Here is a 17801-nt window from a genome sequence, read left to right on the forward strand (position 1 = left end):
GGACGGCGTCCCTCCCCCACGGGGAGGGGCGCCGTTCCGCTGTCTAGAGCCGCTTGCTCCGTGCGACCGGGACCAGTCGCAGCGCCAGCACACCGGTGACGACCGCAGCGATCCCCAGTGGCGTGGCCGACGACGAGGCACGGGCGATCACCGCCATGAGGAACGGGACGGCGAACCCGAGGTAGGCGATCGCGAGGAACAGCGCGGTCAGCGCGCCCCGGCGGGTAGGGGCAGCCAGGCGCGCGGTCAGGGTCAGGCCGGCGGCCAGGCAGAGGCCACCACCCGACCCGAGCAGCGGCGCGGTGAGGACCAGCCAGACGAGCCGGTCGGTGGTCGCGAACGCGGTTGCTGTGGCGAAACCGGCCGCGCCCAGGGCGGTGCCGACGACCGCGGCCCACGGGCCCAGCCGGCGCTGCAGGGGTGCGACGACGGTGCCGGCGCCCAGCGTGACGCCGGCGAGCAGGCCGGTGGCCGCCACCCCGCCGTAGGGGAGGTCCACGAGCAGCGGCACCGCCGAGATGACCGACGACGGGAACGCGTAGACGCACACCGCCACAGGGGCGAGCACGGTGGCGAAGAGCAGCGCCTGGCCGGGCGGGATCAGGGGAGCCGTCGGCTCGGTGCGCGCGCCGGAGGGGTGGGGGAGGAGGTCCACGGTCTCGGGCAGTCGCAGCGCGAGGGCCAGCCCCACGACGACCAGGACGGCGTGCACGAGATACGGCAGCACCGTGGGCGCCGGGCCGAACTGGCCGAGGAAACCGCTGGTCAGCGGGCCGAGGGAGAAGCCGGCGGTCATCGCGACCGCGGCCCGCCGTCCGCCCGCCCCCTCCCCGGAGGCGAGCGACAGTTCGGCGACCCACGCGCTGCCCACGCTGAAGACGACGCCGCTGACCACGCCCTGCAGGAACCGGGCGGTGAACAGCAGGGTCAGGGAGTCACCCGCGGCAGCAAAGGCCAGCGACGCCAGGCCGGACAGCACGATGCCGGGGATGGCGACCCGGCGGCGGCCGAGCCGGTCGGAGAGCTCCCCGGCAAGCAGCAGCGCGGGCACGAGCCCCGCGGCGTAGCTGCCGAACAACGCGGTGAGCACCTCGGGCGAGAGGTGCAGCCGCTCCTGGTAGACCAGCAGCAGCGGGGTCGGGACGTTGGTGCCGGCCGCGACGGCGAACAGGGCGAACACGGCCCGCTTCCAGGTCACGGCCTGACCGTACGGACCCGGTCGACGGATCAGCCCTTGTGCCGGTCGTGGCGATGCCCCGGACGAGTGCCGCTGGCCGAGCAGAGAACAGGATGATCATGGGTGAAGGCGCGGAAGCCGCCCAGGGAGGGAGACCCGCGATCCGTAACCGGTCGTAGTCGGCCTGCTGCGACGACGGAGCCCTGTCGCCTGCAATGCGCCGCCCGGATGCCTGCCGCTGCAACCGGGAATAGCCTCGGGGCGTGTCCGAACAGGATCTGCAGCGCCTCGTGCGTCGACGGCTCTGGGAGCTGGCGCGCACGCCGGAGGAGGCGTCCCGGCTGTCCCGCTGGGCCGTGCCCGTCGAGACCATCGAGCGGATGACCCGTCGCGGTGGCCGCAGCTTCATCAGCGAGGGAGTGGCCGAGTTCCTGGCCCGTGCTCTCGGCGTCCCGGAGAACCGCGTCCGGCGGGCGGCCGGCCTGCCTCAGGTGCCCGACCCCCGAGCCGACATCGCCACCCGTCCGCACCTGCGCCTGGTCCGGAATGACAACGGGGCCTGACGCACGAAGCGGCCCCGTCCTGCTGGACGAGGCCGCTCCCGTGGTGCGCCATCAGGGACTCGAACCCCGAACCCGCTGATTAAGAGTCAGCTGCTCTGCCAATTGAGCTAATGGCGCGTGTCGCCCGGCCTGCTGGGCGACGAGGGAGAACGATACCAGCGCGGTTGCGGCCGGGTCCGGGCACCCGGGAGTGACCCTCGACTCGCCCCTTCCGTCGTCCGGACGTGGACACTGGGTCCCGGCGCACGTCCGGAGCGCGCCGGGGTACGAGGGGAGTTCGGCAGGTGCGACGGACAGCCGCAATCATCGCCGTGGGAGCACTGGTGCTCCTCGGCGGCTGCAAGGGCAGCGCCACGGGCGATGCCCAGGCTACGGCCGGGAAGGTGCCCCCGGCGCAGGTGTCCCTCAGCGTCGCCGACGGGACCAAGGACGTCTCGCCCGTGGAACCCCTCGAGATCACCGTCGCCGCCGGGAAGCTCGGCCCCGTCACCGTCGTCGGCGACGACGGCACCACGGTGGACGGGTCCGTCGCCCCCGACCCTCAGCAGGAGGGCGGCGCGGTCTGGACGCCCCAGGACAAGCTGGCCTACGGCACCACCTACACACTGACGGCGAGCGCGAAGAACACCGCGGACCACGAGACGAAGGCGTCCTCGACCTTCACCACCGTCAGTCCCGGCACGCTCTCGACCCCGTCCATCGGCCCGCTCGACGGCATGACGGTCGGCGTCGGCATGCCGATCCGGGTGTACTTCGACGACCCGGTCGCCGACAAGGCCGCCGTCGAGAGCCACCTGAAGGTCACCTCCTCCACACCGACGGACGGGGCGTGGAACTGGATGAACGACAGGGAGGTGCACTTCCGGCCCTCGCAGTACTGGCCGGCGAACACCCACGTCACCCTCGACGCGAACCTGTACGGCGTGAACATGGGCGACGGCGTGTGGGGCGAGAAGAACCGCACCGTCTCCTTCGACATCGGTGCCAAGCACGTCTCCGTGGCCGACGCGGCCGCCCACACCCTGACCGTCTACGAGGGCGAGCAGGTGGTCCAGACCTATCCGATGAGCGCCGGGAGCGCCGAGAACCCGACGCGCAACGGCGCGCACGTGGTCACCGAGTCCTACCGCAACATCACGATGGACTCGTCCACCTTCGGGCTGGCCGTCGACGCTCCCGGTGGCTACCGGGCCGACGTGGAGTACGCCGTCCGCATCTCCAACAACGGTGAGTTCGTGCATGCCGCACCGTGGTCGGTCGGGCAGCAGGGCAGCAGCAACGTGTCGCACGGCTGCATCAACCTGTCCACCGAGCGGGCCTCCTGGTTCTTCGGCTTCTCCCGGCCCGGCGACGTGGTGGAGGTCAAGAACTCCGTCGGCCCCACGCTGTCGGCGTCCGACGGCGACATCTACGACTGGGCCATCCCGTGGGACCAGTGGCAGGCCGGCAGCGCGCTGAAGTGACGGCCCGGTAGCCGCCCTGCTGACGTGACGGCCACGGTCGTCGGAGCCCGCTGAGCCGACCTCGGCGTTTCCGCCCGCCTCCCCCGGGGAACAAGATCGGGGAATCCGAGGAGGCTCGTCATGGACACCTGGGTCGTCGTTCTCATCGTCGTCGTCGCGGTCATCGTCATCCTGGCCATCGCTCTCGCCCTGTCCCGACGTTCCCGCGTCGCGCAGGTGCGCAAGCGGGAACAGGCACGGCAGCACCTGGAGGAGGCCCACCTGCGTGGGGCCCGCGCCGAGCAGGAGCAGGCCCTGGCGGAGGAGCAGGCGGCCCGTGCCCGCCGGGAGCGCGCCGAGGTCCAGGAGCGCACCGCGCTCGCCGAGCAGGAGGCTCGCGAGCGCGCCGCCCGCGCCGGCGAGGAACACGCCGCGGCGCAGGAGCTCAGGGCCAAGGCAGAGAAGCTCAACCCGGACGTCGCCAACGACGGTCGGCGCGTGCCGGGCACGACGGCAGGCCAGGATTACGCGGAACCGGGTGGCCCCACCGGAACCCGCGAGTACCCGGCCACCGCCGACCGCGACCATCCCGAGGGTGGCTCCACCCGCCGCTGAGTTCCGGCGGCTCCGCCGGTCTACCTCTCCGTGAGGCGCCCGACCGCGCCGAGAGGTCTCGAACCTGTCGGTCCCCGGTCCTACGGTCACCCTCACGTCGATCCGTCGACCTCGGAGGGGTGCCATGACCGACCTGCTGGCCATCGGGACGCGCAAGGGGCTGTGGCTCGCCCGCAGTGACGACGACCGCCGCACCTGGACGGTCGACGGACCGCACCTGCTCGCGCAGGAGGTCGCAGCCGTCTCGATCGACACCCGCGGGCCCGCCCCGCGGGTGCTCGCGGGCATCCAGTACGGCCACTGGGGCCCGACGGTCATGTGGTCGGACGACCTGGGCGCGTCCTGGCAGGAGACCGAGCACGGGGCCATCCACTTCCCGGAGGGCACGGACGCCGCGCTGGCCCGGGTGTGGCAGCTGCGCCCCGACAGCGCCGAGCGCCCGGGCGTGGTCTGGGCGGGATGCGAGCCCCACTCCCTGTGGCGCAGCACCGACGCCGGCTGCACGTTCGAGCTCGTCCGGGGCCTATGGGACCACCCGCACCGGCCGACGTGGCAGCCGGGCGGGGGCGGTGGAGCGGTGCACACGATCCTCCCCGACGCCGCCTCCGACCGGGTGACCATCGCCATGAGCACCGGCGGCGTGTACGTCAGCGAGGACGGCGGCGAGAAGTGGGAGCCGCGCAACCGGGGGATCGGCGCCGGATTCCTGCCCGGTGAGGAACCCGAGTACGGGCAGTGCGTGCACAAGGTCGCCGTCGACGCGGGCGGCCCCGACCGGCTCTACGCGCAGAACCACGGCGGGGTGTACCGCAGCGACGACGCCGGTGTCTCGTGGTCGTCGATCGCGGGCGGCCTGCCCGCGGACTTCGGCTTCCCGATCGCCGCCTCGCCCACCACACCCGGCACTGCGTGGGTGGTGCCGCTCGTCGCCGACATGCAGCGGGTGCCGCCGGACGGCCGGTTGCGCGTCCACCGCACCCGTGACGCCGGCCAGACGTGGACCGAGGTGGGCCAGGGCCTGCCGGACGACGCCTGGGTATCGGTCGTGCGGGATGCGTTCTGCGTCGACGGAGCCGAATCCACCGGCCTCTACCTGGGCACGCGCGACGGCTGCGTCTACGCCAGCACCGACGAGGGCGACACCTTCACCCTGGTCGCCGACCACCTGCCCGACGTGCTCAACGTCAAGGCCGCCTCGCTGCCGTGAGCGTCCAGGTGCTGCTGCCCGGAGTGCTCGCCGCCCTGGTCGGCGGGGAGAAGCACGTCGCCGTCCAGCCGGCGGGCGGCACGCTGGCCGACGTGCTCGACGCCCTCGCCGCCCAGCACCCGATGCTGGCGCGACGGATCCGCGACGAGACCGGTCAGGTGCGGCGGTTCGTGAACGTCTACGTCGACGGGGACGACGTGCGGTTCGCCGAGGGCCTGCAGACGACGGTGCGCGACGGCGCCGAGGTGCACGTGCTGCCCTCGGTCGCCGGCGGATGACGGGCGGCCGCCCTCAGAGCGCGGCGAGCGTCGCGCAGTTCTCACAGAGCTGCTGGTCCTCGTAGCCCTCCGGCGGCCAGGGCAGTTGCTCGTCGATCGACACGTAGGCGCCGCAGAGCGCCTTGCGGCTCTGCCCGCTGACCCGGCCGATGGTGGCGTGTGCCGGGCCGATCTGCCGTGGCTTGAGACCCTCGGACCCGAAGGACCCGACCATCACCACCGCGTGAGCTGTGCCGTACGCGTAGACGCTGGTCATGGGAACAGAGTCCGAGCGTGCCCCCGAGAGTGCCAGCACCCCGGACGGGCGTGTCCGTCGCAGCCTGCTCACCAGGCGCGCCCGACCCACGGGCCCCACGCGGGCCGCCGGGAACATACCGAACAGATGGTCGGTATGTTCTGGTGAGCTCGCCCCGCCGCCCGTCCGACTCCGGAGGTCCTGTGCGATCCACGCTCTACGAGGCGACCCACGAGGCCTTCCGCGCCATGGTGCGCGACTTCCTCGCCAAGGAGGTCGTGCCGCACCACGCCGCCTGGGAGGAGGCCGGCATCGTCGACCGGGCCGTCTGGCAGAGGGCCGGCGCGCAGGGGCTGCTCGGCATGGACGTGCCGGCGGAGTTCGGCGGCGGGGACGTGAAGGACTTCCGCTACAACGTGATCCTGGCCGCAGAGATCACGCGGGTCGGCGCCAGCGGCCTCGGCTTTCCCCTGCACAACGACGTCGTCGCCCCCTACCTGCTCGGGCTCGCCACCGAGGAGCAGAAGCAGCGCTGGCTGCCCGGCTTCGTCAGCGGCGACCTCATCACCGCGATCGCCATGACCGAACCGGGTGCCGGTTCCGACCTGCAGGGGGTGCAGACGTCGGCCCGCCGGGACGGCGACGAGTGGGTGCTGAACGGGTCGAAGACCTTCATCACCAACGGCATCAACGCCGACCTGGTGATCGTGGTGGCCCGCACCGATCCCGACGCCGGCGCCCGCCGCTTCTCGCTGCTGGTGGTCGAGCGCGGCATGCCGGGCTTCGAGCGCGGCCGGAACCTCGCCAAGGTGGGGTTGAAGGCGCAGGACACCGCCGAGCTGTTCTTCGACGACGTCCGGGTGCCCGCGGGCAACCTGCTCGGTACCGAGGGCCACGGCTTCGTCCACCTCATGACCAACCTCCCGCAGGAGCGGCTGTCGATCGCGGCGGTCGCGGTCGCGGCGAGCCGGCAGATCCTCGACCTCACCGTCGACTACGCCAAGGGCCGCACGGCGTTCGGCCGGCCGATCGGCACGTTCCAGAACACCCGCTTCGAGCTTGCCGAGATGCACACCGAGGTCACCATCGCCGAGACGTACCTGGAGAAGGCGATCGGTGAGCACAACGCCGGCCGGTTCAGCGTCGAGGACGCCGCGATGGCCAAGTGGTGGACCACCGAGCTGCAGAAGCGCGTGGTCGACCGGTGCCTCCAGCTGCACGGCGGCTACGGCTACATGCTCGAGTACCCGGTCGCCAAGGCCTTCCTCGACTCCCGCATCCAGACCATCTACGGCGGCACGAGCGAGATCATGAAGGAGATCGTCGGCCGCTCGCTCGGACTCTGATCCAGTTCCCACCAGCGATAGGACTCCCATGACCGCCGAGGCGTTCATCTACGACGCCGTGCGCACGCCGCGCGGCAAGGGCAAGAAGACCGGGGCGCTGCACTCGGTCAAGCCGATCAGCCTGACCACCGGCCTCATCGACGAGGTCCGCCGCCGCAACCCCGGCCTCGACCCGGCCCTCGTCGACGACATCGTGCTCGGTGTCGTCTCCCCGGTCGGCGAGCAGGGCGCGGTCATCGCCCGCACGGCCGCGCTGGCCGCCGGCCTCCCCGAGACGGTGGCCGGCGTGCAGATCAACCGGTTCTGCGCCAGCGGCCTGGAGGCGGTCAACCTCGCGGCCCAGAAGGTCCGTTCCGGCTTCGAGGACCTCGTCCTCGCCGGTGGCGTCGAGTCGATGTCCCGGGTGCCGATGGGGTCCGACGGCGGCGCCTGGCCGATGGACCCGGAGACCGCGGCGGCGACGAAAATCGTGCCGCAGGGCATCGGCGCCGACCTCATCGCCACCCTGGAGGGCTGGGGCCGGGAGGACGTCGACGCCTACGCCGCCGAGTCGCACGCCCGCGCCGCGAAGGCCTGGTCGAACGGGTACTTCGAGCGGTCCGTCGTCCCGGTGACCGATCGCAACGGCACCGTCGTCCTCGACACCGACGAGTTGGTCCGCCCCGGCACGACGGTCGAGTCGCTCGCGGGTCTGCCCTCGGCGTTCGCCGGGATCGGCGACATGGGCGGCTTCGACGCCGTCGCGCTGGACCGCTACCACTGGGTGGAGCGGATCGACCACGTGCACACGGCCGGCAACAGCAGCGGCATCGTCGACGGCGCCTCCCTGGTGGTGATCGGCAGCGAGGAGGCCGGCCGCGCCAACGGGCTGATCCCGCGGGCCCGCATCGTGAGCGCGGCCGTGTCCGGCGCGGACCCGGTGATCATGCTGACCGGCCCGGCGCCCGCGACCCGGAAGGCGCTGGCCAAGGCGGGGCTCACCGTCGACGACATCGACCTGGTCGAGATGAACGAGGCGTTCGCCGCCGTCGTCCTCCGGTTCATGAAGGACACCGGGTTCGACCAGGAGCAGGTCAACGTCAACGGCGGCGCCATTTCCATGGGTCACCCGCTCGGCGCGACGGGAGCCATGATCCTGGGCTCGCTCGTGGACGAGCTCGAGCGCCGCGACCTGCGCCGCGGCCTGGCCACCCTGTGCGTCGGTGGCGGCATGGGCATCGCCACCGTCATCGAGCGAGTCTGAGGAGCACCGGTATGAGCGACAGCACGATCCGCTGGGAGTCCGACGCCGACGCCGTCGTCGTCCTCACCCTCGACGACCCGTCGTCGTCGGCGAACACCATGAACGACGCGTACGTGCGCTCGATGGGCGAGACGATCGACCGGCTGGAACGCGAGAAGGAGTCGATCCGCGGCGTCGTCCTGACGAGTGCGAAGAAGACCTTCTTCGCCGGCGGCAACCTCGGCAGCCTGATCCAGGCCACGCCGGACACCCGGGACGACGTCCTGGCCCAGGTGACGCTGGTGAAGAGCCAGCTGCGCCGCCTGGAGACCCTCGGCATCCCCGTGGCCGCCGCGATCAACGGCGCGGCGCTGGGCGGCGGGCTGGAGATCGCGCTCGCGACCCACCACCGCGTCGTCCTCGACGACCCGAAGGTGAAGCTCGGCTTCCCCGAGGTGACCCTCGGCCTGCTGCCCGGCGGCGGCGGGATCGTGCGCTCCGTCCGGCTGCTCGGTCTGACGACGGCGCTGCTCGAGCTGCTGCTGCAGGGCCAGCAGCTCCGCCCCGCCAAGGCGCTGGAGCTCGGGCTGGTGCACGAGCTGGCGAGCGCCGACGAGCTGGTCGCGAAGGCGAAGCAGTGGGTGCTGGCGAACGAGACCGCGCAGCAGCCCTACGACGCGAAGGGCTACAGGGTGCCCGGGGGCACCCCGTCGAACCCGTCGCTGGCGGCGAACCTGCCCGCGTTCCCGGCGAACCTGACCAAGCAGCTCAAGGGCGCGCCCTACCCGGCGCCGTACTCGATCCTCGCCGCGGCGGTGGAGAGCCTCCAGGTCGACGTCGACACCGCGTTCACCGTCGAGGGCCGGTACTTCGTCGACCTCGTCGTCGGCCAGATCTCGACGAACATGATCCAGGCGCTGTGGTTCGACCTCAATGCCGTCAACGGCGGCGCGTCGCGGCCGGACGGTCCCGAGAAGTACACGGCCGCGAAGGTCGGCGTGCTCGGCGCTGGGATGATGGGCGCCGGGATCGCGCACGCGTTCGCGAAGGTCGGCGTCGACGTCGTGCTCAAGGACGTGAGCGCCGAGGCCGCGGAGAAGGGCAAGGCGCACGTCGCCGGGCTCGTCGGCAAGCAGGTGTCGCGCAGGCGCATGACGCAGGAGCGGGCCGACGCCTTCCTCGCCCGGATCACGCCGACCGGCGACGCCGCCGACCTCGCCGGCTGCGACGTGATCGTCGAGGCCGTCTTCGAGGACCAGGCGCTCAAGCACCGTGTCCTGGCCGAGGCGGAGGCCGGCGCGCTGCCCGACGCCCTGCTGGCGTCCAACACGTCGACCCTGCCGATCACGGGGCTGGCCGAGGGCGTGCAGCGGCCCGCCGACGTGGTGGGCATGCACTTCTTCTCGCCGGTGGACAAGATGCCGCTGGTCGAGCTGATCGTGGGTCGGGATACCTCCGACGCCGCGCTCGCCCGCGCCTACGACGTCGTCCGGCAGATCGGCAAGACGCCGATCGTCGTCCAGGACAGCCGCGGGTTCTTCACCAGCCGGGTGTTCGGCACCCTCGTGCTCGAGGGGGCCGCGCTGCTCGCCGAGGGCATGGCACCGATGAGCATCGAGCGTGCCGCGCTGCAGGCCGGCTTCCCGGCCGGGCCGCTGACCCTGCTCGACGAGGTCACGCTCACCCTGCCGCTGAAGATCCGCGACGAGGCGGCCAAGGCCGGCGCGGCCGACGACCACCCGGGCGTCGCCGTGCTGCGGACGCTGGTCGAGCACGGCCGCACCGGCAAGTCGGCCGGCACCGGCTTCTTCGACTGGACGCCCGAGAAGCGCGTCTGGCCGGGGCTGGCCGAGCTCTTCCCGTCGTCGGACGCCGTGTCGTTCACCGACGCCCAGGAGCGGCTGCTGTTCGCCATGGCGGTGGAGACGGCGCGGTGTGTGGAGGAGGAGATCCTGAGCAGCGTCGAGGACGCCAACATCGGCTCGATCATGGGCATCGGCTTCCCGCCGCTGTACGGCGGCGTCCTCCAGTACGTCGACCAGTACGCGGGCGGCGTCGCCGGGTTCGTGGCGCGGGCCGACGCGCTCGCCGACGCCTACGGCGAGCGGTTCCGCCCACCGGCGCTGCTGCTGGAGCGGGCCGTGCCGGCCGGGAGCCTGCGCGCAGCCGTCGGCGCATGACGGCCATCCCCGGGCGGCGGACCCAGGCCGAGCGGCGGACCGCGACCCGGTCGGCCCTGGTCCGGGCGACGGTGGAGAGCCTCGTCGAGCTCGGGTACGCACGGACGACGACGCAGGAGGTGCAGTCGCGCGCCGGGGTCTCCCGGGGGGCCCTGACCCACCACTTCACGACCAAGGCCGACCTGGTGCTCGCCGCCATGGATCACCTCTACGGGGAGTTCAGCGACAGCGTCCGCACGGCCGCCGCCGAGCTGCCCGAGGACCCGGCGACCCGGATCCGGTTCGGCATCGAGCTGATCTGGGCGCGGTTCCACGGGCCGCTGTTCGTGGCGTCGATGGAGCTGTGGACGGCGGCCCGCACCGACCCGGAGCTGCGGGCCGCGCTGCTGCCGCACGAGCGGCGGGTTGGCGCCCAGCTGCGCGAGCTGTCGGTCGAGGTGTTCGGCGAGCAGGTCGCGCGGCACCCGGCGTCGGAGGCCGTCTACCAGGTGCTGCTCACCTCGATGCGCGGGCAGGCGCTGACCTACTCACTGCAGCCCGGCGCCGCCCGCGACGGCGAGTTCCTGCCGCACTGGCTGGCGATCGTGGACGCCGTCGCCCCGGTGGGCGCCTGATGTCCCCGCCGGTTTGTGCACCAACCGCCCGGCGATCAGTGCACAAACCGTCGCGGGGGGTCAGCGCAGGAGCAGCTTGGCGACGACCTCGGTCATGATCTCGTTGGTGCCGCCTCCGATGCCGAGGATCCGGCTGTCGCGGTAGTGCCGCTCGACCTCGGACTCACGCATGTAGCCCAGTCCGCCGTGCAGCTGGACGGCGGCGTCGACCACGAAGTCGCAGGCCTCGACCGCGGTGTTCTTCGCCATCGCCACCCGGGCGAGCACGTCCTCCCCGGCCAGCCAGTCGTCGACCACCGCCCGCGTGTAGACGCGCGCCACGTCGGTGCGGCGGGCCATCTCCGCGACGCGGTGCTGCACCACCTGGCGGGTGGCCAGCGGTCGGCCGAAGGTCTCGCGCCGGCGGATCCAGTCGAGGGTCAGGTCGACGCAGCGCTGCGCGGTGGCGTAGGCCTGCACGGCCAGGCTGAGCCGCTCGGCGGCGAACTGCTCCATGATCGCGGCGAAGCCGTGGTTCTCCGCGCCGATCAGGTTGCCCGCCGGCACCCGCACCTCGTCGAACCCCAGCTCGGCGGTGTCGGAGCAGAGCCAGCCCATCTTGCGCAGCGGCGGCGAGACGGTCACGCCGGGCATGCCGCGCTCCAGCAGGAGCAGCGAGATGCCGCGGGCGCCCTCCCCACCGGTGCGGACGGCGACGGTGAGGAAATCGGCGCGCGTCCCCGAGGTGATGAACAGCTTCGAACCGGTGACGACGTACTCGTCGCCCTCGCGCACGGCACGGGTGCGGATGCCGGCCACGTCGGAACCCGTGCCCGGCTCGGTGATCGCCAGCGACACGATCTTCTCCCCGGCCAGGACCGGCCGGGCCACGCGGTCGACCAGGTCCGGGTTGCCGGCCGCGACCAGGTGCGGCAGGCCGATGCCGTGGGTGAACAGGCTCGCGATCAGGCCGCTGGAGCCACCGGCCTGGATGATCTCCTCCGCGATCAGCAGCGAGTCGATCGCCGAGCCGCCGCTGCCGCCGACCTCCTCCGGGAAGCCGACGCCCAGCAGGTCGGCCGCAGCGGCCGCGCGGTGCAGCTCGCGGGGCAGCGCGCCGGCGTCCTCCCACGCGGCGAGGTTCGGCACCACCTCGGCCTCCGTGAAGCGGCGCGCCGACGCACGCAGCGCGCGGCGCTCCTCGGTGTCCCAGCTGCTCACGACACGCCTCCCGTGGTCTCTGCTGCGAGGAACGTACGGTGCGCGACGTGACGAGGGTGGCGATCGTCGGGACGGGCTTCGGCGGCCTGGCGGCCGCGGTGCGTCTGAAGCAGGCAGGATTCGACGACCTGGTGCTGTTCGAGAAGAGTGCGGACGTCGGGGGCGTCTGGCGGGAGAACACCTATCCGGGCGCCGCGTGCGACGTCCCCAGCCACCTCTACTCGCTGTCGTTCGCCCCGAAGGCCGACTGGTCGCGGCGGTTCGCCCCGCAGGCGGAGATCCACCAGTACCTGCGCGACGTGACCTGTGAGTTCGACGTGCTCCGGCACATCCGGTTCGACACCGAGGTGCTCTCCGCCGCGTTCGACGACGGCAGCGGCACCTGGCGGCTGACGCTGTCCGGGGGAGCGGAGCACGAGGCCGACGTCCTCATCACGGCGACCGGACAGTTGAGCCGGCCGAGCACGCCCGACATCCCCGGCCTGGACCGGTTCGAGGGCACCCTGTTCCACTCCGCGCGGTGGGACCACGAGCACGACCTGTCCGGCGAGCGGATCGCCGTCCTCGGCACCGGGGCCAGTGCGATCCAGTTCGTGCCGGCCATCGCACCCGACGTCGCGCAGCTGTCGGTGTTCCAGCGGTCGGCGCCCTACGTGCTGGCCAAGCCCGACCGGGCGTACGACGAGCGGGAGAGGCGCCGGCTCGCCCGGATGCCCGCCCTGCTGCGGCTCAGCCGGGAGGGCAACTACTTCTCCAACGAGCTGCGGTCGCTCGGCTTCAACACCGAGCCGCGGCTGCTGTTCGCGCACCGGGCCCGCTACCGCAAGCACCTGCGCGAGGCGGTGGCCGACGCGCAGCTGCGGGCGAAGCTGACCCCCACCGACCCCATGGGCTGCAAGCGGATCCTGATGTCCAACGACTGGTACCCGGCGCTGCAGCTTCCCCAGGTGGAGGTGGTGACCGACCGGATCGCCGAGGTGCGGGCGCACTCGATCGTCACCGCCGACGGCACCGAGCGGCCGGTCGACACGATCGTGCTGGGCACCGGCTTCGCCGCGACCGAGTTCCTCGCGCCGATGAGCATCACCGGCCGGGGTGGCCGCGACCTGCACGAGCAGTGGAAGGACGGCGCGAGCGCCTATCTCGGCACCGTCGTCCCCGGCTTCCCGAACCTGTTCGTGCTCTACGGGCCCAACACCAACCTGGGCCACAACTCGGTCATCGTCATGGTGGAGGCCCAGGTCGGCTGGGTCGTCCAGGCGGTCCGGGCGATCGCGCGAGGACGGGTCCTCGACGTGCGCCGCGACGTGGCCGAGGCCTTCGACGCCTGGGTGCAGGAACGGGTCGGGCACACCGTCTTCGCCGGCGGCTGCCGCAGCTGGTACCTCACCGAGAGCGGCCGCAACACCCAGAACTGGCCGGCGTCCACGCTCACCTTCCGCCGCCGGCTGCGCCGGCTCCGTCTCGAGGAGTTCGCGGTTGACCCGGTTGGCGCTCCGGCTGCTGCCGCTGTCCGTCGTCCGGCGGGCGGATCCCGACAGCCTCCGGCCTGAGTCCACTTGCCCGTCGTACCGCCGATAGATCTGGTGTGACTACACCAGCGACTGCGACGACGACGTCGCGACCGACCGGCTTCTGGGCCGGCATCCCACGCGGCGCCCGACTGGACGAGCGCAGCTTCGTCTCGCGGCACCGCATCATCTCGGCCGTCCTCGCTCTCCACCCGCCCGTGCTCGCGGCGATCGGCATCGCGCGGGGCGTCGGCGGCCTGCTGTTGTGGGGGCAGCTGGCGGCGATCGTCGTGATGCTCGTCGTCGGCCAGCTGCTGCGCAGCCAGGTCGCGCGGGCGAGCCTGGTCGGCCTGGGCCTGATGGTCGGCGCCGACGTGCTGGTCCACGTCAGCGGTGGCCTGACCGACATGCACATCTGGTTCTACGCGCTGCTCGCGCTGGTGGCGCTCTACCAGATGTGGACGCCGTTCCTGCTCGCCGTCGGCTTCGTCGCGGTGCACCACGCGGCGATGAGCCTGTGGATGCCCGAGTCGGTCTTCTCGACGCACCAGGCGCAGCAGCACCCGATCCTGTTCGCCCTGCTGCACGCCGTGTTCCTGCTCGCCGAGGCCACGTTCCTCGCCTACGGCTGGAAGTTCACCGAGGAGGCCGACCGGGGACGGCGGGCCGAGCAGCAGCGGGCCGAGGAGCAGGCCGTCGCCCAGCTCGCCGCGCAGGCCGAGCTCGCTGCCGAGCGCTCGCGCGCCGCCGAGGAGGCCGCCGCAGGGCTCGCCGCCCGCGAGGAGCGTGCCGCGCTGCTGGAGCACCGGATCGCCGAGCTGGTCGACGCCGGCCAGCAGCTGGAGCTCAACGTCGGGACGGCGACGTCGGTCATGTCGGGCCTGCGCGACGCCATCGCCGAGATCTCGGCCGCGGCCAGCCAGGCGACGACGACGGCGAACCAGGCGAGCGCCGGATCCCGCGAGAGCGCCGAGACCGTGGAGCGCCTCGCCGGCACGATGACCGAGATCGACCAGATCGCCGGCAGCATCTCCACGATCGCCGACCAGACCAACCTGCTGGCCCTGAACGCCACCATCGAGTCCGCGCGTGCCGGCGAGGCGGGCAAGGGGTTCGCCGTCGTCGCCGGCGAGGTGAAGGACCTCGCGGGGGAGACGGCCAAGGCCACCGAGCGGATCCGCCGCGTCGTCGACACCGTCCGTGGCGACGTGGAGGCCGCCGCGACGGCGCTGCTCAGCGTCCAGGAGACCATGCAGGGCGTCGTGGAGGCGCAGACCACGATCGCCGCAGCCGTGGAGGAGCAGAGCGCGTCCTCGGCGCAGGCGCAGGAGGCCATCGTCGGTGCGTCACGGCAGGCGACGCGCATGGCGGCGGACCTGCAGGCGATCGTCGAGCGCGTCTGACAGTTCTGCGGACATCGGCGTGACCGGAGTCACGGTCGCTCGTTGAGGGTAGGGCGGGGCCGTTCCCGCGCACGACCCTGCGGAGGTGACCATGACGGCGACACGAGCACTCGTCGGACTCGCTGCCGTGGCTGCCGCCGGGTACGCCGTGATCAACGGCATGAGCGACCAGGGCCCGCAGTACGTCGGTGACTTCCCGTCGATCGAGGAGCAGTCGCAGAACCAGCCGCCGCCGGTAACGCACGACCCCGGCGCACCCCAGCCGGGCGATCCGCAGCACTACTCGGCGAACCCGGTCGCGCCGCAGCCGCCGCCCGGCACTCCCGGTGGCCCCGCCGGGCCCGGCGCGGTGCCGCCGGCCGCCCCTCCGGGCGGCGGAGGTACGGGCAGCCAGGGCGGCTACCCCGGCCCCGGCGCCGGCACCCCGCTCGGGGGCGGGCTGCCGTCGCCGACCGACCTGCTGTCCGGGCTGCCGACGCTCGACGTCCAGGGCTTCTGCCGCCTCACCACCGGTCAGCTGGTCGCGTTGCCGTGCGACCAGATCCCGCCGCCGCCGGCTCCCTGACGTCGGACGAACAGAGCAGGCCCCAGGTCGGACGACCGGGGCCTGGTTCGGCGCGCGGTGGACGAGTACCCTAGGGGGGTATCTCCCCGATCGACCGTTGGAGGCCCCCGTGAGTTCCGCGCATTCCCACCACGAGGCGGCGGACGGGCACGGAACGAGTGACGCCGCCGGGCACATGAGCGCGCACGGGCACGGCGACCACGTGGCGATGTTCCGCCGGTTGTTCTGGATCATGCTCGCGCTCGCGGTGCCGACCGTGCTGCTCAGCGAGATGTTCGCGCACATCGTGGGCTACGAGCTGCCCGACGTCGCGGGCCTGACGTGGATCGCCCCCCTGCTGGGCACGCTGATGTACGTCTGGGGCGGCCGCCCGTTCCTCACCGGCGCGATCAGCGAGATCCGGGCCCGTCAGCCCGGGATGATGCTGCTGATCGGCACGGCCATCACGGTGGCCTTCGTCGCGTCGTGGGGTGCTGCTCTCGGCGTGCTCTCCGCCGATCTCGACTTCTGGTGGGAGCTCGCGCTCCTGATCGTGATCATGCTGCTGGGTCACTGGCTGGAGATGCGCTCGCTGGCGCAGACGTCGTCCGCCCTCGACTCCCTGGCCGCGCTGCTGCCCGACGAGGCCGAGAAGGTCGAGGGCGACCGGGTCGTCCCCGTCGCGCCTGCCGAGCTGGTCGTCGGCGACGTCGTCATCGTCCGGCCCGGTGGGCGGGTGCCGGCCGACGGCGAGGTCGTCGACGGCACCGCGCACCTGGACGAGTCCATGATCACCGGCGAGTCCCGGCCGGTGCGCCGCACGGTGGGTGACCGGGTCGTCGCCGGCACCGTCGCGACCGACTCGGCGGTCCGTGTCCGGGTGGCCGCGGTGGGGGAGGACACGGCCCTGGCCGGCATCCAGCGGCTGGTCGCCGAGGCCCAGTCCTCGTCCACCCGGGCGCAGCTGCTGGCGGACAAGGCCGCGGGGTGGCTGTTCTGGTACGCCCTCGCCGCTGCGGCGGTCACCGCGGTCGTCTGGTCGGTCGTCGGGGCCCCGGAGAGCGCCCTGGTCCGGGTGATCACCGTCCTGGTCATCGCCTGCCCGCACGCCCTCGGCCTGGCCATCCCCCTGGTGGTCTCCATCTCCACCGAACGCGCCGCGCGGGGCGGCGTGCTGATCAAGGACCGGGCCGCGTTGGAGCGCATGCGCACCATCGACACCGTCCTGTTCGACAAGACCGGCACGCTGACCAGGGGCGAGCCCGCGCTGACCCACATCGCCACCGTCGGCGCCCCGGAGGACGAGGTGCTGGCGCTCGCGGCGGCCGCCGAGAGCGACAGCGAGCACCCCCTCGCGCGGGCCGTCGTCGCCGCCGCCCGTCAGCGCGGCCTGACCGTCGCGCCGGCGGAAGGCTTCCAGGCCTCCGCCGCGGTCGGGGTCACGGCCACCGTCGGCGGCCGGACCGTCGCCGTCGGCGGTCCGCACCTGCTCACCGAGCACGGCCTGGAGCCGCTGGCCGAGGCGCAGGGCTGGGCGGAGACCGGGTCGACGGTGCTGCACGTGCTGGTCGACGGCCGGGTGGTCGGCGTCCTCGGCGTGGCCGACGAGGTCCGGGAGGAGTCCCGCGAGGCGGTCGACGCCCTGCACGCGCTGGGCGTCGAGGTCGTGATGATCACCGGCGACGCCGAACCGGTCGCCCGCGCGGTCGCCGCCGAGCTCGGCATCGACCACGTCTTCGCCGGTGTCCGGCCGGAGAACAAGAGCGAGCAGGTCGCCGCGCTGCAGCAGCAGGGCCGAGCGGTGGCGATGGTGGGCGACGGCGTCAACGACGCTCCCGCGCTCGCCCAGGCCGACGTCGGCATCGCGATCGGCGCGGGCACCGACGTCGCCATCGCCTCGGCCGGGGTCATCCTCGCCTCCGACGACCCCCGGTCGGTGCTGTCGGTGATCGCGCTGTCCCGGGCCGGCTACCGGAAGATGAAGCAGAACCTCTGGTGGGCGGCCGGCTACAACCTGATCTCGGTGCCGCTCGCCGCCGGCGTGCTGGCCCCGATCGGTTTCGTCCTCCCCATGGAGGTCGGCGCGCTGCTCATGTCACTGTCCACCGTCGTCGTCGCGCTCAACGCCCAGTTGCTGCGACGGCTGGACCTGACTCCGGCAGCGGGCGTGGCCGCCGCCCGGGCCGGGCAGGGCCTGCGTCCGCCGGTGTCCCCCGCCCCGGTGGGCGAGCTCACGGCCGCAGACCGGTGAGCGTCGACCGGTC

General features: G+C 72.8%; 16 protein-coding genes and 1 tRNA gene. 13 read left to right on the forward strand and 4 right to left on the reverse strand.

Translation table 11 applies throughout. The annotated features are described in order from the left end of the window. Positions 1–43: 43 nt before the first annotated feature. Complete coding sequence (locus tag AC2H4J_RS08445) at positions 44–1198, reverse strand: MFS transporter (RefSeq protein WP_487464421.1); 1155 nt, start codon at positions 1196–1198, stop codon at positions 44–46. Positions 1199–1440: 242 nt separating this feature from the next. Between AC2H4J_RS08445 and AC2H4J_RS08450 the strand changes: the two genes are divergently transcribed. Next, on the forward strand, positions 1441–1740 hold the full coding sequence (locus AC2H4J_RS08450) for a hypothetical protein (protein ID WP_487464422.1): 300 nt from the start codon (positions 1441–1443) through the stop codon (positions 1738–1740). A gap of 41 nt (positions 1741–1781) precedes the next feature. Here the strand turns inward: AC2H4J_RS08450 and AC2H4J_RS08455 are convergent. After that, positions 1782–1857 (reverse strand) — tRNA-Lys (locus tag AC2H4J_RS08455). Between the two features lie 167 nt (positions 1858–2024). Between AC2H4J_RS08455 and AC2H4J_RS08460 the strand changes: the two genes are divergently transcribed. From AC2H4J_RS08460 to AC2H4J_RS08475, 4 genes are all read left to right on the forward strand, one after another. After that, positions 2025–3203, forward strand: a complete 1179-nt coding sequence (locus AC2H4J_RS08460) for a L,D-transpeptidase (RefSeq protein WP_487464423.1) — start codon at positions 2025–2027, stop codon at positions 3201–3203. Between the two features lie 120 nt (positions 3204–3323). Further along, complete coding sequence (locus AC2H4J_RS08465; RefSeq protein ID WP_487464424.1) at positions 3324–3797, forward strand: hypothetical protein; 474 nt, start codon at positions 3324–3326, stop codon at positions 3795–3797. A 124-nt stretch (positions 3798–3921) separates the two neighbouring features. Next, entirely contained in the window at positions 3922–5004 is a 1083-nt protein-coding gene (locus AC2H4J_RS08470; RefSeq protein WP_487464425.1) for an exo-alpha-sialidase, read from the forward strand. Beyond that, positions 5001–5282: a ubiquitin-like small modifier protein 1 gene (locus AC2H4J_RS08475; RefSeq protein WP_487464426.1), complete on the forward strand. Its 282-nt coding sequence runs from the start codon at positions 5001–5003 to the stop codon at positions 5280–5282. The genes AC2H4J_RS08470 and AC2H4J_RS08475 overlap by 4 nt, the downstream gene beginning before the upstream one ends. Positions 5283–5295: 13 nt before the next feature. Here the strand turns inward: AC2H4J_RS08475 and AC2H4J_RS08480 are convergent, their stop codons facing one another. Then, positions 5296–5538 carry a hypothetical protein gene (locus tag AC2H4J_RS08480; protein ID WP_487464427.1) on the reverse strand — a complete coding sequence of 81 codons (243 nt, stop codon included), beginning with the start codon at positions 5536–5538 and terminating at the stop codon, positions 5296–5298. A 182-nt stretch (positions 5539–5720) separates the two neighbouring features. On the opposite strand from AC2H4J_RS08480, the gene AC2H4J_RS08485 reads away from it, so the two are divergent. From AC2H4J_RS08485 to AC2H4J_RS08500, 4 genes are read left to right on the forward strand one after another with little or no spacing between them, the layout of a single operon-like run. After that, positions 5721–6863, forward strand: coding sequence for an acyl-CoA dehydrogenase family protein (locus AC2H4J_RS08485; RefSeq protein ID WP_487464428.1), 1143 nt, complete (start codon positions 5721–5723; stop codon positions 6861–6863). A gap of 28 nt (positions 6864–6891) precedes the next feature. Next, entirely contained in the window at positions 6892–8106 is a 1215-nt protein-coding gene (locus AC2H4J_RS08490; RefSeq protein WP_487464429.1) for an acetyl-CoA C-acetyltransferase, read from the forward strand. Between the two features lie 11 nt (positions 8107–8117). Next, complete coding sequence (locus AC2H4J_RS08495) at positions 8118–10265, forward strand: 3-hydroxyacyl-CoA dehydrogenase NAD-binding domain-containing protein (protein WP_487464430.1); 2148 nt, start codon at positions 8118–8120, stop codon at positions 10263–10265. After that, positions 10262–10879, forward strand: a complete 618-nt coding sequence (locus tag AC2H4J_RS08500; RefSeq protein WP_487464431.1) for a TetR/AcrR family transcriptional regulator — start codon at positions 10262–10264, stop codon at positions 10877–10879. The genes AC2H4J_RS08495 and AC2H4J_RS08500 overlap by 4 nt, the downstream gene beginning before the upstream one ends. Before the next feature lie 60 nt (positions 10880–10939). On the opposite strand, the gene AC2H4J_RS08505 is transcribed toward AC2H4J_RS08500, so the two are convergent. After that, a complete protein-coding gene (locus tag AC2H4J_RS08505) occupies positions 10940–12079 on the reverse strand; it encodes an acyl-CoA dehydrogenase family protein (protein ID WP_487464432.1) in 1140 nt (379 codons plus the stop codon). A 47-nt stretch (positions 12080–12126) separates the two neighbouring features. Here AC2H4J_RS08505 and AC2H4J_RS08510 point away from each other — a divergent pair, with 47 nt between their 5' ends. The 4 genes from AC2H4J_RS08510 to AC2H4J_RS08525 all read left to right on the forward strand — a co-directional run bounded on the left by AC2H4J_RS08510 (position 12127) and on the right by AC2H4J_RS08525 (position 17788). After that, on the forward strand, positions 12127–13632 hold the full coding sequence (locus AC2H4J_RS08510; RefSeq protein ID WP_487464433.1) for a flavin-containing monooxygenase: 1506 nt from the start codon (positions 12127–12129) through the stop codon (positions 13630–13632). A 35-nt stretch (positions 13633–13667) separates the two neighbouring features. Further along, on the forward strand, positions 13668–14993 hold the full coding sequence (locus tag AC2H4J_RS08515) for a methyl-accepting chemotaxis protein (RefSeq protein WP_487464434.1): 1326 nt from the start codon (positions 13668–13670) through the stop codon (positions 14991–14993). A gap of 91 nt (positions 14994–15084) precedes the next feature. Next, positions 15085–15558 (forward strand): hypothetical protein, encoded by a 474-nt coding sequence (locus AC2H4J_RS08520; RefSeq protein ID WP_487464435.1) that lies wholly within the window; start codon positions 15085–15087, stop codon positions 15556–15558. 109 nt (positions 15559–15667) lie between these two features. Next, positions 15668–17788, forward strand: a complete 2121-nt coding sequence (locus tag AC2H4J_RS08525) for a heavy metal translocating P-type ATPase (RefSeq protein ID WP_487464436.1) — start codon at positions 15668–15670, stop codon at positions 17786–17788. Positions 17789–17801: the final 13 nt, after the last annotated feature.

The organism is Blastococcus sp. OS1-29, assembly GCF_057628075.1.

Bases quoted from the DNA above. Each gene is read 5' to 3' on its own strand.
- AC2H4J_RS08465 (WP_487464424.1), top strand. From the start codon at position 3,324: ATGGACACCTGGGTCGTCGTTCTCATCGTCGTCGTCGCGGTCATCGTC.
- AC2H4J_RS08470 (WP_487464425.1), top strand. From the start codon at position 3,922: ATGACCGACCTGCTGGCCATCGGGACGCGCAAGGGGCTGTGGCTCGCC.
- AC2H4J_RS08480 (WP_487464427.1), bottom strand. From the start codon at position 5,538: ATGACCAGCGTCTACGCGTACGGCACAGCTCACGCGGTGGTGATGGTC.
- AC2H4J_RS08490 (WP_487464429.1), top strand. From the start codon at position 6,892: ATGACCGCCGAGGCGTTCATCTACGACGCCGTGCGCACGCCGCGCGGC.
- AC2H4J_RS08495 (WP_487464430.1), top strand. From the start codon at position 8,118: ATGAGCGACAGCACGATCCGCTGGGAGTCCGACGCCGACGCCGTCGTC.
- AC2H4J_RS08500 (WP_487464431.1), top strand. From the start codon at position 10,262: ATGACGGCCATCCCCGGGCGGCGGACCCAGGCCGAGCGGCGGACCGCG.
- AC2H4J_RS08520 (WP_487464435.1), top strand. From the start codon at position 15,085: ATGACGGCGACACGAGCACTCGTCGGACTCGCTGCCGTGGCTGCCGCC.